General features: G+C 67.1%; 14 protein-coding genes and 1 pseudogene. 11 read left to right on the forward strand and 4 right to left on the reverse strand.

What is annotated here, in order from left to right:
* Positions 1–56 precede the first annotated feature (56 nt).
* A complete protein-coding gene (locus ACZ470_RS38710) occupies positions 57–1310 on the forward strand; it encodes an FAD-dependent monooxygenase (RefSeq protein WP_468434658.1) in 1254 nt (417 codons plus the stop codon).
* A 22-nt stretch (positions 1311–1332) separates the two neighbouring features.
* Positions 1333–1698: a transposase gene (locus ACZ470_RS38715; RefSeq protein WP_468434659.1), complete on the forward strand. Its 366-nt coding sequence runs from the start codon at positions 1333–1335 to the stop codon at positions 1696–1698.
* Between the two features lie 66 nt (positions 1699–1764).
* On the opposite strand, the gene ACZ470_RS38720 is transcribed toward ACZ470_RS38715, so the two are convergent.
* The 4 genes from ACZ470_RS38720 to ACZ470_RS38735 are packed head-to-tail and all read right to left on the reverse strand — an operon-like array spanning position 1765 to position 5297.
* Positions 1765–2118, reverse strand: coding sequence for a RidA family protein (locus ACZ470_RS38720; RefSeq protein WP_468434660.1), 354 nt, complete (start codon positions 2116–2118; stop codon positions 1765–1767).
* A 34-nt stretch (positions 2119–2152) separates the two neighbouring features.
* On the reverse strand, positions 2153–3322 hold the full coding sequence (locus ACZ470_RS38725) for an NAD(P)/FAD-dependent oxidoreductase (protein ID WP_468434671.1): 1170 nt from the start codon (positions 3320–3322) through the stop codon (positions 2153–2155).
* A gap of 38 nt (positions 3323–3360) precedes the next feature.
* The gene (locus ACZ470_RS38730; protein ID WP_468434661.1) at positions 3361–4191 is read right to left on the reverse strand and encodes an SDR family NAD(P)-dependent oxidoreductase; all 831 of its coding nucleotides are present in this window, start codon (positions 4189–4191) and stop codon (positions 3361–3363) included.
* Entirely contained in the window at positions 4188–5297 is a 1110-nt protein-coding gene (locus ACZ470_RS38735; protein ID WP_468434662.1) for a trans-sulfuration enzyme family protein, read from the reverse strand. Before ACZ470_RS38735 ends, ACZ470_RS38730 begins: the two co-directional genes overlap by 4 nt.
* A gap of 273 nt (positions 5298–5570) precedes the next feature.
* Between ACZ470_RS38735 and ACZ470_RS38740 the strand changes: the two genes are divergently transcribed.
* The 9 genes and pseudogenes from ACZ470_RS38740 to ACZ470_RS38780 all read left to right on the forward strand — a co-directional run.
* Positions 5571–6929, forward strand: coding sequence for an amino acid permease (locus tag ACZ470_RS38740; protein ID WP_468434663.1), 1359 nt, complete (start codon positions 5571–5573; stop codon positions 6927–6929).
* Positions 6926–8314, forward strand: coding sequence for a 2-oxoadipate dioxygenase/decarboxylase (gene hglS, locus ACZ470_RS38745; protein ID WP_468434664.1), 1389 nt, complete (start codon positions 6926–6928; stop codon positions 8312–8314). The genes ACZ470_RS38740 and hglS overlap by 4 nt, the downstream gene beginning before the upstream one ends.
* The gene (locus tag ACZ470_RS38750) at positions 8311–9570 is read left to right on the forward strand and encodes a PucR family transcriptional regulator (RefSeq protein ID WP_468434665.1); all 1260 of its coding nucleotides are present in this window, start codon (positions 8311–8313) and stop codon (positions 9568–9570) included. Before hglS ends, ACZ470_RS38750 begins: the two co-directional genes overlap by 4 nt.
* A 327-nt stretch (positions 9571–9897) precedes the next feature.
* The gene (locus ACZ470_RS38755) at positions 9898–10395 is read left to right on the forward strand and encodes an ATP-binding protein (RefSeq protein ID WP_468434666.1); all 498 of its coding nucleotides are present in this window, start codon (positions 9898–9900) and stop codon (positions 10393–10395) included.
* 562 nt (positions 10396–10957) lie between these two features.
* Positions 10958–11746, forward strand: coding sequence for a LamB/YcsF family protein (locus tag ACZ470_RS38760; RefSeq protein WP_468434667.1), 789 nt, complete (start codon positions 10958–10960; stop codon positions 11744–11746).
* A complete protein-coding gene (locus ACZ470_RS38765; RefSeq protein WP_468434668.1) occupies positions 11743–12375 on the forward strand; it encodes a 5-oxoprolinase subunit B family protein in 633 nt (210 codons plus the stop codon). The genes ACZ470_RS38760 and ACZ470_RS38765 overlap by 4 nt, the downstream gene beginning before the upstream one ends.
* On the forward strand, positions 12372–13259 hold the full coding sequence (locus ACZ470_RS38770) for a 5-oxoprolinase subunit C family protein (RefSeq protein WP_468434669.1): 888 nt from the start codon (positions 12372–12374) through the stop codon (positions 13257–13259). The genes ACZ470_RS38765 and ACZ470_RS38770 overlap by 4 nt, the downstream gene beginning before the upstream one ends.
* The gene (locus ACZ470_RS38775) at positions 13256–16093 is read left to right on the forward strand and encodes an FAD-binding and (Fe-S)-binding domain-containing protein (RefSeq protein ID WP_468434670.1); all 2838 of its coding nucleotides are present in this window, start codon (positions 13256–13258) and stop codon (positions 16091–16093) included. The genes ACZ470_RS38770 and ACZ470_RS38775 overlap by 4 nt, the downstream gene beginning before the upstream one ends.
* Positions 16094–16103: 10 nt before the next feature.
* A pseudogene (locus ACZ470_RS38780) lies at positions 16104–16197 on the forward strand (electron transfer flavoprotein subunit beta); the annotation flags it as partial.

Here is a 16197-nt window from a genome sequence, read left to right on the forward strand (position 1 = left end):
CAACCGTACCTGCCTGATCCGGCGTTGGCCCCCAACCCTGTCTCCCAATAGTCAAAGTGATCAAGAATCCTGAAGGGAGTATTATGAAGGCAATAGGACGGCCTGTAGGTCGTCGTGTTCTTGTGGTCGGTCTCGGCATCAGCGGAATATCTGTCGCGCTACGCCTGAGTCAGGCAGGCTGGACACCGATCATCGTAGAGAAGCACGCCGCCCGACGTTCCGGCGGCTACTTCGTCGGTCTCTTCGGCACCGGACGGCGCGCTGCAGACCGCCTCGGCATCCTGAAGTCAATGACAGACCGCGCCCCCCTGGGGAGCGTAACCATCGACTTAGACCGGATGGGGCGCGGCAAGCCCGGACTGGGATTCAGCGATCTGCCCGGTCGTCCTTGGATCATGCTGCGGGGCGACGCCGAGCGAGCAGCGTATGCAGCACTACCCGAGCACATCGAGATTCGTTTTTCCACCACACCGACGGCAATCAAGCAGGGCGCCGAAGCTGTCGAGGTAACTCTGACCAACTCCTTGGACGGTACAAACGTCATCGAGTCCTTCGATTTGGTCGTCGGTGCCGACGGCCTTCGGTCGACCGTCCGGCTGCTGGCCTTCGGCCCGCACGAGCAGCATCTCAGGCGCCTGGACCATATGATCGCGGCTTTCCAGCTGACCGATCCTCTTGATGGGATCGCCTCTCATGACGGTGCCACCCTGATGGAGCCCGGCAGGTCCATGTGGCTCTTCCCCTTCGCCGACCAAGCTCCAACTCTGCTGTTTTCCTACCGGACCGAAGACGTGGACGCGGAGTTCGGTGAGCCGCCGACCCAACGCATCCGTCGTGTGTTCGGTTCTCGACCGCTTGGTCCCATACTCGGCCAAGCAGTCGACGAGCTGGAGAAGGCCAACGAAATACTCTTCGACTCAGTCGAGCAAGTCAACCTTGACGCATGGCATGACCGGCGCGTCGTCCTGGTAGGCGACGCGGCATGGTGTCCCACGCTGTACTCCGGTATGGGTCTTTCGGCGGCTCTCAGCGGCGCTGAACTCCTCGGCACCATGCTCGAACGCCACCCTGAGGACCTGGAGTTGGCCCTCAGCTCGTGGGAAAAGAAAGTGCGCCCTTATGTGAATTACTATCAGAAAATCGGGCTGAGGCAACAAGCATTCTTCACCCCGGCTACACATCTACAGATTTTACAACGTCGTACACTCATTCGACTGCAAGCCCTGCCTGTCATAGGGAAAGCTATATTGAAGCGGCGCGTAACTGGAAAAGATGGCCGGATGAAAGAGGTGGACATTGCCACAGCGTAATCTTCCTGTGCCGTGTCGTCGGGTGCAGCAGCGCCCGGACGAAGCCGGATTCTCCATGACGCCGTCGCAGGCCAAGACCTCGTCACAGCGCGGCCGCACCCCGGTGGTGCGGGACAACTTGAACACCCACCTGACGGCCGGCATGCCCCGCTCCATCGCTGAACGGTTCTGGCTCATCGTCTACCAACTACCGTCCTACGCACCGGACCTCAACCCGGTCCATGGCATCTGGTCGGTACTGCGGCGCACCGCTGCGGCCAACCGCGCTTTCACCGACCCACACGACCTGATCACCGTCGTCCGGCGGGGGTTACGCCAACTCCAGTACCGCCACGATGTTCTCGCCGGCCGCCTCACTGGATTTGAACTCGCGCTCGCCCCACCGTGACGACATCACGCTTTCACAGTCAGTAGTGCGGGAGGGCTGGATGTCCACGCGCAGGGCGCGTCAGCATCATCCGCGATGAGCGATGGCTTCGATCTCGAAGAGCAACTCGGACCGGACCATACCCGCGACGATGGTGGAGCGAGCGGGCCACGGCTGGTTGAAGTACGTCGAGTAGATGTCGTTCATCTCCGCGAAGTCCCCCTGCCGCGCGAGGAACACCGTGGTCTTGATGACCGTGTCGAGGGACGCGCCGGCCTCCTCCAGGTGCCTCTTGAGCGACTCGATGGCCACTCGCATCTGGGCACCGAAATCGGTGGGGATGACCCCGTCGGCATCACGTCCGATCTGTCCGGACGTGAAGACCCATTCACCGTGAGACCGGTGATGGCTCAGGGGGATCGCCGTACTCACATTCCACACCTTTCACTCTTGGAACATCGGCTCAAGGAATCGATCAGAAGACCAGCGAGGTCTGGGCGAGCGCCGCACCGGCAAGGCGGTCGATTCTCAGTGCGTCGATGTCGATGCTGGAGGCCCGGCCGTCGATGATCTCCTCGGCGGTCACGTGTCCGACCATGGGCGCCTGCATCACGCCGTGTCCGGAGAATCCGCAGGCGTTGATCCACCTCGGCGCTTCGGGCATCGCTCCCACGAAGGGCCGGTGATCCGGTGTGACCTCGTACGTGCCCGCCCAAGAGGCGTGACTGTCGATGGGTACCTCGGCCAGCCACGGGAATCGGGGGACTCCCAGCTCCATCGCCGACTCGAGCCATTTCCAGTCCACGCGCGTGTTGTAGCCGGGCGCCTCGTCGGGGTTCGCGCAGCCGATCAGCAGGCGCGGGCCCTCGCTGCGCAGGTAAACCCCGGTGCGCACGTCGATCGTCATCGGCACAGGACGGTTGAGCGCCTGCGGTGCGCTGGCGTAGATCATGCGCCTGACGTGCTCGACCGGGACGGACAAACCTGCCAGGGCTGCCACTTCACCGGCCCACCCGCCTGCCGCGTTGACGACATACCGAGCGTGCAGTGTCCCCTTCGGGACGTTGAGCTCCCATCCGTCGCCGGCCTGCTCGATGGCTGTGACCCGTTGCTGGAAATGGACGGCGGCACCGCGTTTGCGGGCCAGATCCAGGTATGTCGTGGTGACCAGGTGCGGGTCGACCACCCCGTCTGCGTGTCCCCAGGTACAACCGCCCAGACCCGACGTGTCGAACGAGATGTGCCGCTGCGCCGCCGTCGGGGAGAGGACCTCGATCGACGCCCCCAGTGAGCGCTGCAGTTCCACGGCCTTCAGCTGTGCTTCCCACCCCTCTTCGGGGACGAGCAGCAGGTAGCCCGAGGCCCGGTAGCCCACGTCCGTGCCGTACAGCGACTCGAAGTCGCGGTAGGTCTGGATACTCGACCAAGAGAGCTGGATGTTGGTGGCGTCGGCCCACTGGGTGCGTATTGAGGCGAACGAGCGGCCCGTGCTCTCCATGGCGGGGCCTTCATTCGCTTCGAGCACGGCCACCGTGGCGCCTCGTGCCGCGAGGTGGAAGGCGCAACTGGCTCCGACGATGCCGGCCCCGATGACGACGACGTCGACGTCCTCAGGCAACACACCGGTGTTCGGTGCAGCGGACATCAATACCTCCTCTGGATGTGGTGGCGTGCTGGCGGGCGTCAGTTGGCCGCATCGGTGTCATCGCTCAGCACCTCCGGGAAGGCGCTGACGGGGAAGGTCTCGACCTGCGGGCTGCGCTGCTGCACCAGGACACCGCCGTCGACCACCAGCCGGGCACCGGTCACGTAACGGGCATCGTCCGAGGCGAGGAACACCGCAGGGCCAGCGAGGTCGTCGGCCACACCACCGCGCCCCAGGGGGATCGTCGCGTCACGGCGGGCGCGGGACTCCTCGGACTCGTTGGGGTCGGTGGCGATCAGGCCGGGTACAAGCGCGTTGACGCGGACACCGTACGGGCCCAGTTCGAGGGCCAGGCCACGGGTGAGCGCCTCGATGCCGCCCTTGGACGCGTCATAGGCGATCATGCCGCGGTGGGAGCGGGTGGCGCCGCCGCTGGAAAGGTTGATGATGCTGCCGGACCGCTGCCGGGCCATGATCGGAGCGGCCCTGCGGATGCACAGGTAGTGGCTCTTGAGATTAGTGGTGAGGAACTGGTCCCACCACTGCTCGTCGGTGTCGAGGAAGTGTCGGCCTGCCCCCATCACGGCAGCGTTGTTCACGAGAATGTCGAGACGGCCGAACTGGCTCAGTGTCGCCTCGAAGATCGCGTCGACCTCGGACGAGACACCGACGTCCGCGCCGACGCCGACAGCCGAGCCACCCTTGGCGACGATGCGGTCGGCGGCCTCCTTCGCCAGGCTCTCGTCGATGTCGGCGAGGACGACGTGAGCGCCTTCGGCTGCGAACGCTCGGGAGATGGCGTTGCCGATGCCGCGGGCGGCGCCGGTGACGATGGCGACGCGGCCGTCGAGCTTGGTGGTGCTGGTCATCGCTGATTCTCCTGTTCAAGGGCGTGGGAAAGGTCGTTCCAAAGGTCTTCGACGTGCTCGCAGCCGATGCTGAGCCGCAGCAGGGACTGGGGGGCGGAGGATCCGCTGTAGCGGGCGCGGCGGTCGATGAGGCTCTCGATGCCGCCGAGGCTCTTCGCGTGGGTAAAGATGCGCACCGTGCGGCACACTGCCTCGGCGACTTCGGGGCCGGCGTTCAGCTCGATCGAGAGCATTGCCCCGAAACCGTCCATGAAGCGCTTGGCCCGCTCATGGCCGGGGTCCTCCGGGAGGCCGGCGTAGTGCACAGCGGTCACCGCCGGATGGGAGGACAGGCGCTGGGCCAGTTCGAGAGCCGTGCGCTGCGCGGTCTCGATCCGCAGCGGCAGGGTGCGCAGCCCCCTCAGAGCCAGATATGACTCCAACGCGCCGGGGATCGCGCCGTGTTGAGCCCTCACATGGCGCAACTTGGCGTCGAGACGATCGTCCTGGACGGTCACTACACCCAGCAGCAAGTCACTGTGTCCACCGATGAACTTCGACGCACTGTGCATCGAGAAGTCCGCCCCCATCTCCAGTGGTCGTTGCAGGAGTGGAGTGGCGAAGGTGGAGTCGACCGCTACCAACGTCTGCCGCTCGCGCAGTTCCGCGCACAGCCGGTCCAGTTCCGCGATCTCGATCATGGGGTTGCTCGGGCTCTCCAGCCAGAGCAGGTCGGCTTCCTCACACGCCTTCAGCGTTGCCTCGGTGTCCGAGGTGTCGACCTCGGTCAGCGAGATGCGCCCGCTCTCGGCCCGCTCCTGAAGAAGGCTGCGTGTCCAGGCGTACCCGGCGGCCGGGCCCACCACTTTGGCGGCGGCGGGCAGCGCCTCGATGATCGCCGCGGTCGCCCCGATACCCGAGGCGAACGAGACGGACCGGCCGCCGTCCAGGGCCCCTACGGCCTCCTCGAAGGCTTCCCACGCGGGCGCACCTTGCTCCCTCGCGTAGGGGCCGCCGTGAAAATTCGATACAGGGGTCGCCGGCGGATTCAGCGGAGTGCCATGTGTTCGCGGTCCCCGGCCGGCGTGAATCGCGACGGTGGACCGGTGCAGCGCAGCGTCATTCATGCAGGGAAAGCTATCGGCGTGCCCTGGTACCACCCCTCCGACAGCTGTCGGAAAAGAGGCGGTCGACTTCGGACAACCAACCAGCGACGGTGCTGAATCAGCTGGCCATCATGTTGGCCAATCCCCGTCGAAGTGCCCGAAAGAAGGAAGGCGCTTATGTCGACCACCCGTATCCCCTCATCATCACCGCCCTCCACACAAAAACTCTTCGGAACCGGTGCCAGGGGCGTCTTCCGGCGGACGTTGCCGTCGGAGCTCCCGCCCGAGGAAAAGATGGTCCGGGCTCTCGGCCTCACGCAGCTGACCATGATCGGGGTCGGTGCGATCATCGGCGCCGGAATCTTCAGCCTGGCCGGAGCAGTCGCCCGCGACGTCGCCGGGCCGGCAGTGCTGATCTCGTTCCTGGTGGCCGGAGTCGCTTCCCTGTTCGCGGCCTTCGCCTACGCGGAGTTCGCCGGCATGGTGCCGCGTGCGGGATCGTCGTACACCTACTGCGCGGCCGTGCTCGGTGAAGTCGTGGGATGGATCATCGGCTGGGATCTCCTCCTGGAGTACACCGCGATCGTCGCTGCCGTCGCGATCGGCATGTCCGGATACGTCGGCTTCCTACTCGATGCGTTCGGCGTCTCGATCCCGGCCTGGGCACTGGGTGCTCCCGGTACGGGCGACGGGCATCGTATCGATCTCGTCGCCGCGCTCATCTGTCTGGCTGTGGCCTGGCTGCTCACCCGGGGCACCCGCGCCTCGGCGCGGGTCGAGACCGTTCTGACAATCGTGAAGATCGCCATCGTCCTCGTCATCGTGGTCGTCGGCTTCACCAAGGTCGACTTCGGCAACCTGCAGCCCTTCGCTCCCTTCGGCGTGAGCGGCGCGCTCGCCGGAGCTTCGACGGTCTTCTTCGCGGTGTTCGGCTACGACGCACTCAGCACCGCTGCGGAGGAGTCGAAGGACGCCCAGCGACAGCTGCCCAAGGCCATGCTGCTGTCCCTCGGGATCTCCATGGTCCTGTATGTCCTCGCGACCATCGTGCTGACCGGCATCCAGCGGTACTCGGAGATCAACCCGGCGAGTGGCTTCTCCAGCGCCTTCGCCGGCGTAGGCCTGAACGGGCTGGCCAACGTCATCGCGGTCGGGGCGGTGATCGGCATCATGACCGTGACGTTCTCCTTCATGATGGGCGCCTCCCGCATCGGCTACGCACTCAGCCGCGACGGGCTGCTGCCCAAGGGGTTCAGCCGCTTGCACCCCAGGCGGAAGGTCCCCACACGAGCGACCTGGACGATCGGCGTCGTCAGCGCCGTGGTGGCGGCCTTCTTCCCCATCGGAGAGGTCGCCGAAATGATCAACATCGGTGTCCTGCTGGCCTTCGTCCTGGTCTCCGCCGCGGTCATCGTCCTGCGCCGCACCAGGCCCGACCTCAAGCGCACCTTCCGGTGTCCCGCTGTTCCGCTCGTCCCGATCCTGAGCATTGCCTTCTCCGTGTGGCTCATGGTCTACCTGGACTGGCAGACCTGGGTCCGGATGGGCGCCTGGCTCGCCGTCGGACTGGTCGTGTACGCCGTCTACGGCTACCGCAACACCCGTAAGACCATGCCCGGCGGCTCCGTCGAGTGGGAAAGGGAAGCGGCATGACGACGATCCCCCAGTGGCAGCTGCGCGCCGCCTTCGCCCAGCGGCTGTCCGACATGTACGGCGATGAAGTCCCGGCGTACACCACGCTCGTCGAGGTCTCCCGCGAGGTCAACGACGACGTTCTGCGCAAGCTGGGTGCCGACGCCGAACGGTTTGGCTCCATCAGCCGGGTGACCGCCGAACGCCACGGCGCCATCAGGCTCGGCACCCCGCGCGAGCTGCACGAGGCAGGGCGGGTCTTCGGCGCGCTCGGCATGCACCCGGTCGGCTTCTACGACCTGCGGGCGGCCGCGGCCAGTTCGGTCCCGGTCGTCTCCACGGCGTTCCGGCCGATCGACGCGGAGGAGCTGGCGCGCAATCCGTTCCGGATGTTCACCTCCGTGCTCACGACGGACGACCCCCGCTTTTTCGACGCGGACCTGCGAGGCCGACTGGAGTCGTTCCTGGCGGACCGGCAGCTGTTCGCTCCCGAACTGCTCGAACTCGCCAAGGTCGCCGAGCAGGACAGGGAGCTGTCCGAAGCGGATGCGGAGCGCTTCCTCGACCTTGCGGTGGGCTCGTTCGAGCTGAGCTCCGAGCCGATCGATCGCGCCTGGTACGAGGAGCTGGAGAAGATCTCCGCGGTCGCGGCCGACATCGGCGGAGTGCGCAGCACCCATGTCAATCACCTCACCCCGCGGGTGCTGGACATCGATGAGCTGTACCGCCGGATGTCCGAACGGGGCATCCGGATGATCGACGCCATTCAGGGGCCTCCCTGCTGGGAGGGGCCCGACGTGCTGCTGCGCCAGACCTCGTTCCGGGCGTTGTCCGAGCCGCGCATGATGCGCCACCCCGACGGCAGCGTCGGGCCCGGGTCCTTGCGTGTCCGCTTCGGCGAGGTCGAGGCGCGTGGCATCGCGCTCACCCCGTCCGGGCGCAGCCGCTACGACGGGCTGCTGGAGGAGATCGACCGGCGGGCGGGCGGCCGGCCGGCCGCGGAGCGGGCCGTAGTGGCCCGCGAGGCTTGGGCGGAGTCCTTCCCCGCGACGGAGCGGGGTCTGCTCGAAGCCGGGCTGGCGTACTTCGAGTTCCGTCCCCTCAGCGCGACGCCACTGCCGTCGTACCGGCCTCTCACCGATCTGCTGGACCAGGGCCTGATTGCTGCCGAGCCCATCACCTACGAGGACTTTCTGCCCCGGTCGGCAGCGGGCATCTTCCAGTCCAACCTCAGTGACGAGGGCACCCGGGACGACAACCAGGACGCGGCACACTACGACCTGCAGTGGATGTCCGCCACACTGGATCGCCCTGTCTACGATCCGTTCGACCTCTACGCGCAGCAGCAGCAACGCTCGATCGACGGGCTGACCTGGGAGACCGGCAGTCCTACTCTGGAGAGGTGACGAAGGTAACCGGCGGCGCTCCCTCGGGAGAGGGGGTCCAAGAGGGTGTTGATCTGCTGGAGGCCGCTCTGGGCCGTCCGGTGATCCTGGAGGACACCGAGTTCCGGCCCATCGCCTACAGCAGACAGCCCGACAACATCGACGCCGCCCGTCTCCATGTGATTCTCCACCGCGAAGTGGATCCTGCGTTCCTTCGCGCGTATCAGGGGCTGGGGATCAGCTCGGCTCAGGGCCCGATGTGGACACCTGCGCTGCCCCAGTGGAATGCGGAGTCGAGACTGTGCGTCCCGGTCCGCAAAGGCCGCACTCTGCTGGCCTACCTCTGGGTGCTGGCACCGGAGGGCTCGCTGTCGAATCAACAGTTGGCCGCGGCGGCGGGCACCGCGTCGTTCATCGCGACAGCGCTCGACGCCGAGCGCCGGCATCGCCGGACCGCCGAACAGAACAACCAAATGGTCCTGGCCGGTCTTCTGGACAGTGACTATCAGCAGGCGAACCTCCTCGCCCAGCTCACCACCACCGACAACCTGCTACCCGACAGCAGGGTGATCGTGTCGGCCTTCGAGTGTTCGACAGGGTCGGCCGATGATCAGGACGTGATCGACACGGCTCTACAGATCAAGGAACGTCTGCCGCAGATCCGGCTGCCTGTGCGCTGGCTGGTGCACCTGGGTAGCCGTCCGGGTGTGATCGCCGTGCTCAGCCCGACCGTGCAGGTGTCGGAAAGCGACGTCGCACGTGCGGTCCAGGCAGCTCTCCGCGCCTGCTTCACCTCACCGGTGGCCGTTGGCACCGCAGGGGGCGCCGTACCTCTGGACGAGATCCGGAGCGCGTACGACCGGGCCTCCGCGGCCGCATGGGTGGCCCGGATCACCACGGACGGAGAGGGGGTGTTGTCCTGGTCCGACATCGGTCCATGGCGGCTGCTGGCTCGGCTGGCCGGGCGTAGCACGGGGAGCAGTGATCTGACTGCGGATCTCCATCTGGGCCTGTTGAAGCTCATCAGGGAGGACCGGGGTCAGCTCATTGCCACGCTCAACGCCTACCTGTCGACCGGCGGCGACGCCCGTGCGACGGCAGACCTGTTGCACCTGCACCGTTCCACGCTCTACTACCGGGTCGACAGAATCTCGGAGATCACTGGAGCGAACCTGCGCGACGGTGAGGCACGGTTCGAACTGACCCTCGGGCTCAGAGTCGCGGCGCTCCTCGGACTGCTGCCTCCCGCAGATACACGACAGCAACCCCACTCCTGAGGCAGGCCCTTTCGCTGTCCGACGCGAACACGAACCCACGCGGGCGCAGAGGGAACTATACACTCCGCGCCCCAAAATTACGCACGGTAGTCCCGCCGATTGTCCAAAGAGTGGCCGTCATCTTCGGACATTCGGCGCAAGACTTGCCTGGTTCCGGGTTCATAAGCTGGTGCCGCAGAAAGTCTCCGCCCTTTGAAGGCAAAATAACTCCGTCAAAGAAGGGCACTGCCTCTCGCGGAAGACCTTCCGGAATTGAAACAGCCACGGCATCGCCGGACGCGACTGGCCCACAACTCAGCGTGGCACCGCCTCCGGGAAGGCTCCACCATGAACACCACAGCTGTTGATCCCAGGCCGACCGTGTCGGGGCGGCTGCCAGAATCGAGAACGGCCAATACACCAGCACAGCCGATCGTTCGCTCGCGACCGCTCCGCAGTGCCACGATCGCTCTCGCGGCTGAGGCGAGTTCGGTGCGCACAGCGCGCCGCTTCACTACGGCCCGGCTTCTCCACTGGTCCATCACCGAGACTGATCGGGACCGCGCCGAACTCATCGTCAGCGAGTTGGCCGGCAACGCCGCCCGGCACGGCCGAAGCGACATGACCGTGCACCTGTCGCTGACTGACGACGAACTCCGTATCAGCGTCACCGACAGCGGACTGCCGGCAAGCGTTCGGCGTTCCTCACCGGCATCACAGGATGAAAGCGGCCGTGGGCTGCAGCTCGTCGCTCTCATGGCCAGCTGGGTGGACATTGGGCCGCAGCCGCACGGTTGGCAAGCCTGCGCCGGTATCCGAATCATGAATCAGTCTGCATGCTTGTAATGGATCCGCTGAATCTCCCGCGCCCGTGAGTCGATCACTCTGGCGAGTTTGCGCACGGTCGGCTCCGAGGCGTCCAGTCCCCCGTTCCGACTCCGTGTTCACGTCGGCTGCGCGGTCCTGCGATCTGTAAGTGGACCGCAGGACAGCACTTGGCTGCTCCGCGTCCCCACCAGTTCCCGGTCCCGCACCCTCACGCCGGATACGCCCCGACTCGCCCAGCATTCGCCACCGCGCGCTGCTGGTGCGTTCTCGCTCGCCGGAGCGGGCCTCCGCTGTCCCGATCCCGCGTCAGACCTCCTGCGATGGCGCATGCGGCAACGGGCCGGCACATGCCGGGGGTTCGGCTTCAGCTGCGAACAACGCCCTTGATCCATTGGTCGTCGATGATCAGCACGCGAGCGATGTTCCCCGCCACCTGAGCGTCATCAACGATCAAGCGCCGAACATCTCATAGCCCCGCATGCCGGACTGTCATCCAGGCCCGACAACTGTCCGAAAGGCGCCCTCGTCTTCAGACAGCTGACGCAAGACCATTGCGACGCGTGGTTCCTACGCTGACGCCATGTCTGCAACCACTGAACGGCCTACCGTCGCACTCAACGCCGACCTCGGCGAAGGATTCGGCAACTGGACGGTGGCCGACGAGGAGACTCTGCTCTCGGTGATCACCGATGCCAACGTCGCCTGCGGCTTCCACGCGGGCGACCCCGACACGATGTCGCGTATGTGTGCCCTCGCCGCGCGCCGGCAAGTGACGGTAGGTGCGCACGTCGGCTACCACGACCTGCGTGGGTTCGGGAGGCGCTACATCGCGGTCCCCAAGGCGACACTGGCGAACGACGTCCGCTACCAGATCGGAGCACTGCTGGCATTCACATCCGCCGTTGCGACGCCGATGGCGTACGTCAAGCCGCACGGTGCCCTCTACCACGCCGCCGCCCAGCGTGAGGAGCATGCCGATGCCATCGTCGGGGCGATTCTGTCCCTGGACCGCCTGGTGCCGGTGCTCTGCCAGACCGGCTCCCTCCTGGCCCAGCGGGCGGAGACGGCGGGTATCCGTGTGATCGCCGAGGGATTCATGGACCGTGCCTACACGCCAGAGGGGACGCTCGTCCCGCGTGGCACCCCCGGTGCCGTGATCACGGACCCCGCCATGGCGGCGGAACGGGCGGTGCAGATGGTGACCACGCAGAGCGTCACGGCAATCAGCGGGGAAACCATCCCGGTCCATGTTGAGTCACTGTGCATCCACTCCGATTCGCCGGGTGCCGCCGAGATCGCCCGTGCCGTGCGCGACGCACTCGAAGAAGCCGGTGTCCACGTGGCCTCCGCCACGGCGCAAGCGGAATGAGGGGGCACGGGCTCGGGCTCCGCCTGCGTTCGGCCGGGGCACATGGCCTGCTCATTGAGACCACCGGCTCCGCATCGGTTCGCCGTATCACCGAGTGGCTGCGCACGAGCGAGTACGCCCCAATGCTGGAAGACGTGGTGCCCGGCGGGCGCACCGTACTGGTGCGGGCGACCGAGCGGCTGGAGGAGCTCGCCGGAGCGCTGAGTGCTCTGCCGGCCGAGGAGGACCACGAACCCGCGCCGTCACGGACCGTGGAAATCCCGGTCGAGTACACCGGAGAGGACCTCAACGAGGTGTGCGAACTCGCGGGTGTCAGCAGGGCCCGATTCGTTGCCGAGCACTCCGGGGCCGAGCATCACGTGGCCTTCTTCGGCTTCACCCCGGGCTTTGGATACATCGACGGAGTCCCCGAAGCGCTGCATGTGCCCCGACGTGCGACACCGAGGACCGTTGTGCCCCGGGGAGCGGTGGCGGTCGCCAACGGATTCACCGTCGTGTACCCGGGCGGGACCCCTGGCGGGTGGAATCTCATCGGCCACACCTCCCTCCCGGCTCTGTGGGACATCGAGCGTGATCCTCCGAATCTGTTCGCGGTCGGCGACCGCATCGTCTTCCGGGAAGTGCGTTGATCGAACTACTGCGAACGGGAATGCTGGCCACCGTCCAGGACCGCGGACGCGTCGGCTACGGTCACTTGGGCGTGCCCAGGTCCGGCGCGGCGGACCAGACGAGTTTCCGCCTGGCGAACCGCCTGGTGGGCAACCCCGAGTCCGCGGCCTGTTTGGAGTTCACTCTGGGCGGCGGGGCCATCCGGTTCCACCGTTCCCTCGGCGTCGCGGTCACCGGCGCCCCGGTCCCTCTACGGCTTGCCGGGCGTCACGTCCCGATGGGGCAGTGGAACCGGGCCGCGGCCGGGGAGGTCCTCGAGCTCGGGCTGCCGGACTACGGGCTGCGCACGTATGTCGCCTTCTCAGGAGGGGTGACGGTGCCCCCGGTACTGGGCAGCCGCTCCACGGACACTCTCTCCGGCCTGGGGCCGCAACGACTGCAGTCCGGTCAACTGCTCACGGTGGGCTTTGAGTACGCGACGCCACCGGCGGGCCCCGATGTCGTCGTCACACCCATACCGGGCGGCTCCGACGTGGTGCTGGCCTATCGGCCAGGTCCACGGGACGACTGCTTCAGCGCGGACACACTCGCCCGCTTCGAGTCCACGAAGTGGGAGGTCACGGCCCAGTCCAACCGGGTGGGTGCGCGCCTCGCGGGCCCCGAGCTGACCGTCGGCAGCGGCGCCCAACTCCTTTCGGAAGGCATGGTGCTCGGATCGATCGAAGTCCCGCCCGCGGGACAGCCCATCGTCTTCCTCGCCGACCACCCCGCCACCGGCGGATACCCGGTCATCGGTGTGGTCGAGCCCGCCGACGTGGCCGTCCTCGCCCAAACCCGTCCCGGTTCGCGTGTCCGATTCACGAGAAAGCGAAATCCTTTGCGGAAGAACAGGACGACGACATGACCAAGTCGGCACACACGCCGCTCGTCTCCGCGTTGCGGCGCGCCGGGATCACCGAGGTGGACGACTCGTTGCGCCGACGCATCGAGTACTCCAACGACGCCTCGCTCTACCGAGTGGAACCGAGCGTGGTCGCGTTCCCCAGGAACGGAGACGAGGTCGCCGCAGCCGTGGACGTCTGCCGCTCGCTCGGTGCGCCGTTGACCGCACGAGGGGCGGGTACCTCGACCGCGGGCAACGCGGTCGGCTCGGGGGTGATCCTCGACTTCTCCCGGCACATGAACCGCGTCCACTCCGTGGACCCCGACAACGCGCTCGCGGTGGTGGACCCCGGCGTGGTCCTCGACGAGCTGCAGCGCGTGGCCGCCCCGCACCGCCTGCGTTTCGGCCCTGATCCGTCCACGCACAGCCGGTGCACCATCGGCGGAATGATCGGCAACAACGCCTGCGGTTCACGGGCCCTGGGCTACGGCCGCACAGCCGACAACGTGGTGGACCTCGACATCGTGACGGGAACAGGTGAACGGCTGCGGACGGGACGGGGAATCGATCCGGGTCAGACACCCACGCTGACAGCGCTGGAGCGTGTCGTCCGCTCCCGGCTCGAAGTGATCCGGACGGAGTTCGGCCGGTTCCCCCGCCAGGTGTCGGGCTACTCCCTGGAGCACCTGCTGCCGGAGCGTGGATTCGACGTGGCGAAGGCGTTCGTCGGGTCGGAGGGGACGTGGGGCGTTCTGGAGCGGGCAACGGTCCGCTTGGTGGGCGCGCCCCGGGCCACCGCACTGGTGGTGCTCGGTTATCCGGACCTGGCGCTCGCCGCCGACGCGGTGCCTTCCCTGCTGCCTTTCGGCCCCGTCGCCATGGAGGGACTCGACAGCCGTCTCGTGGACGTGGTGCGCGCCCGCCGCACCGCTACCATCCCCGATCTCCCCCGTGGCAACGGCTGGCTGATGGTGGAACTCGGCGGGGACGACCCCTTGGAAGTAGCCGATCGCGCCGCGCGCCTGCTGGCCGAGGCCCGGCCGACGTCCGGACGGGTTGTCACAGGCCCTGAGGAGGCGGCGGCGCTGTGGAAGATCCGCGAGGACGCCGCCGGACTCGCCGCCCGGGCATCGGGCGACCGCCCCGGTCTCGCCGGGTGGGAGGACGCGGCCGTACCCCCTGAGCAGCTCGGCGCCTACCTGCGCGAATTCGAGGCGCTGCTCTCCTTCCACGGACTCAAGGGCGTGCCCTACGGCCACTTCGGCGACGGATGCGTGCACATCCGCATCGACTTCCCCCTCGCCGAGGAGCGCGGCCGCGCCGTCTTCCGGGAGTTCCTCCTCGGCGCGGCGAAGCTCGTGGCCGCCCATGGGGGCTCGATGTCGGGTGAGCACGGCGACGGCCGTGCCCGCGGCGAGCTGCTACCGCTGATGTACTCCCCCGCGGCACTTGACGCTTTCGCCGACGTCAAGCAGGTCTTCGACCCACTCTCCATTCTCAACCCCGGCATCGTGGTGCGCCCGGCCGCCGTCGATGCGGACCTGCGCCACCTGCCCATCCAGCCGGTACGGTCCGTACGCGACCGGCTGGCCTTCGGCTTCCACAACGACGGCGGGGACATCGCCGCCGCGGTCCACCGCTGCACGGGCGTCGGGAAGTGCCGGGTGACGACCGGCGTCGGCATGATGTGCCCATCGTTCCGGGCCACCCGTGACGAGAAGGACTCCACCCGCGGCCGGGCACGCGTGCTGCAGGAAATGGTGGGTGGCTCGGCTCCGGCCGACTGGCGCTCTCCCGCCGTGCACGAGGCCCTTGACCTGTGCCTGGGCTGCAAGGCCTGTTCCTCGGAGTGCCCGACCGGGATCGACATGGCCACTTACAAGGCGGAAGCCCTGCACCAGCGCTACCGGCGTCGCATACGCCCCCTCAGCCACTACTCGCTCGGGTGGCTGCCGAGGTGGGCTCACCTGGCCTCGTGGATACCTGGCCTGACGAACGCCGCCCTGTCGAGCCCACTCGCGCCGCTGGCGAAGCGGCTGGCCGGCGTCGACTCACGACGGCCCCTGCCCAGCTTCGCGTCGCAGACCTTCCGCCAGTGGTTCGCGAACCGTCCCGTCGCCGAGGGCTCGCCGGTCGTGCTCTGGGTGGACACGTTCACCAACCACTTCACCCCGCAGGTAGGCATCGCCGCGGTCCAGGTCCTGGAGCAGGCGGGATACTCCATACGCCTGCCCGAGGGCAGGCTGTGCTGTGGGCTGACGTGGATCTCAACGGGCCAACTCGGCGCTGCACGCCGGATCCTGAAGCGAAGCATTGCCTCTCTGAGCCCAGCCGCCCAAGCCGGAACACCCATCGTCGGTCTCGAACCTTCGTGTTCAGCGGTGTTCCGCGGCGACGCGGCCGAACTGCTCGGCCCGAAGGACGAGGTCGAGGCGGTGGCCGCATCGTTCAGGACGCTGGCCGAGTTGCTCGCCCAGGCTGACGCGTGGCTGCCACCGAATCTGACCGGAACCACAGCCGTGCTCCAGCCGCACTGTCATCAGCGTGCTGTCATGGGCTTCGAAGCCGACCGTGCCCTGCTCGCCCGAGCGGGAGCCACCGTCGAGGAAGTCAGCGGCTGCTGTGGATTGGCGGGCAACTTCGGCGCCGAGCGAGGCCATTACGACGTCAGCGTCGCCGTGGCGAACAACGATCTGCTGCCAGCGGTTCGGTCGGCGGAATCCGACGCCGTGGTGCTGGCCGACGGGTTTTCCTGTCGCACCCAGCTCGATCACCTGGCGGCCCGTCAGGGCCTTCACCTTGCAGAGCTGCTGATCACCCCCCATCACATAGCTGAATCGACCGATACTCTCTGAAAGGGCCACCGTGAGCTTGAGGATCGTTGTCACCGTGAAGTACGTGCCCGACGCCACTGGCGACCGGCACTTCGCCGATGACCTGACCGTCGACCGTGACGACG

The sequence above is a fragment of the Streptomyces sp. NPDC031111 genome (assembly GCF_055570675.1).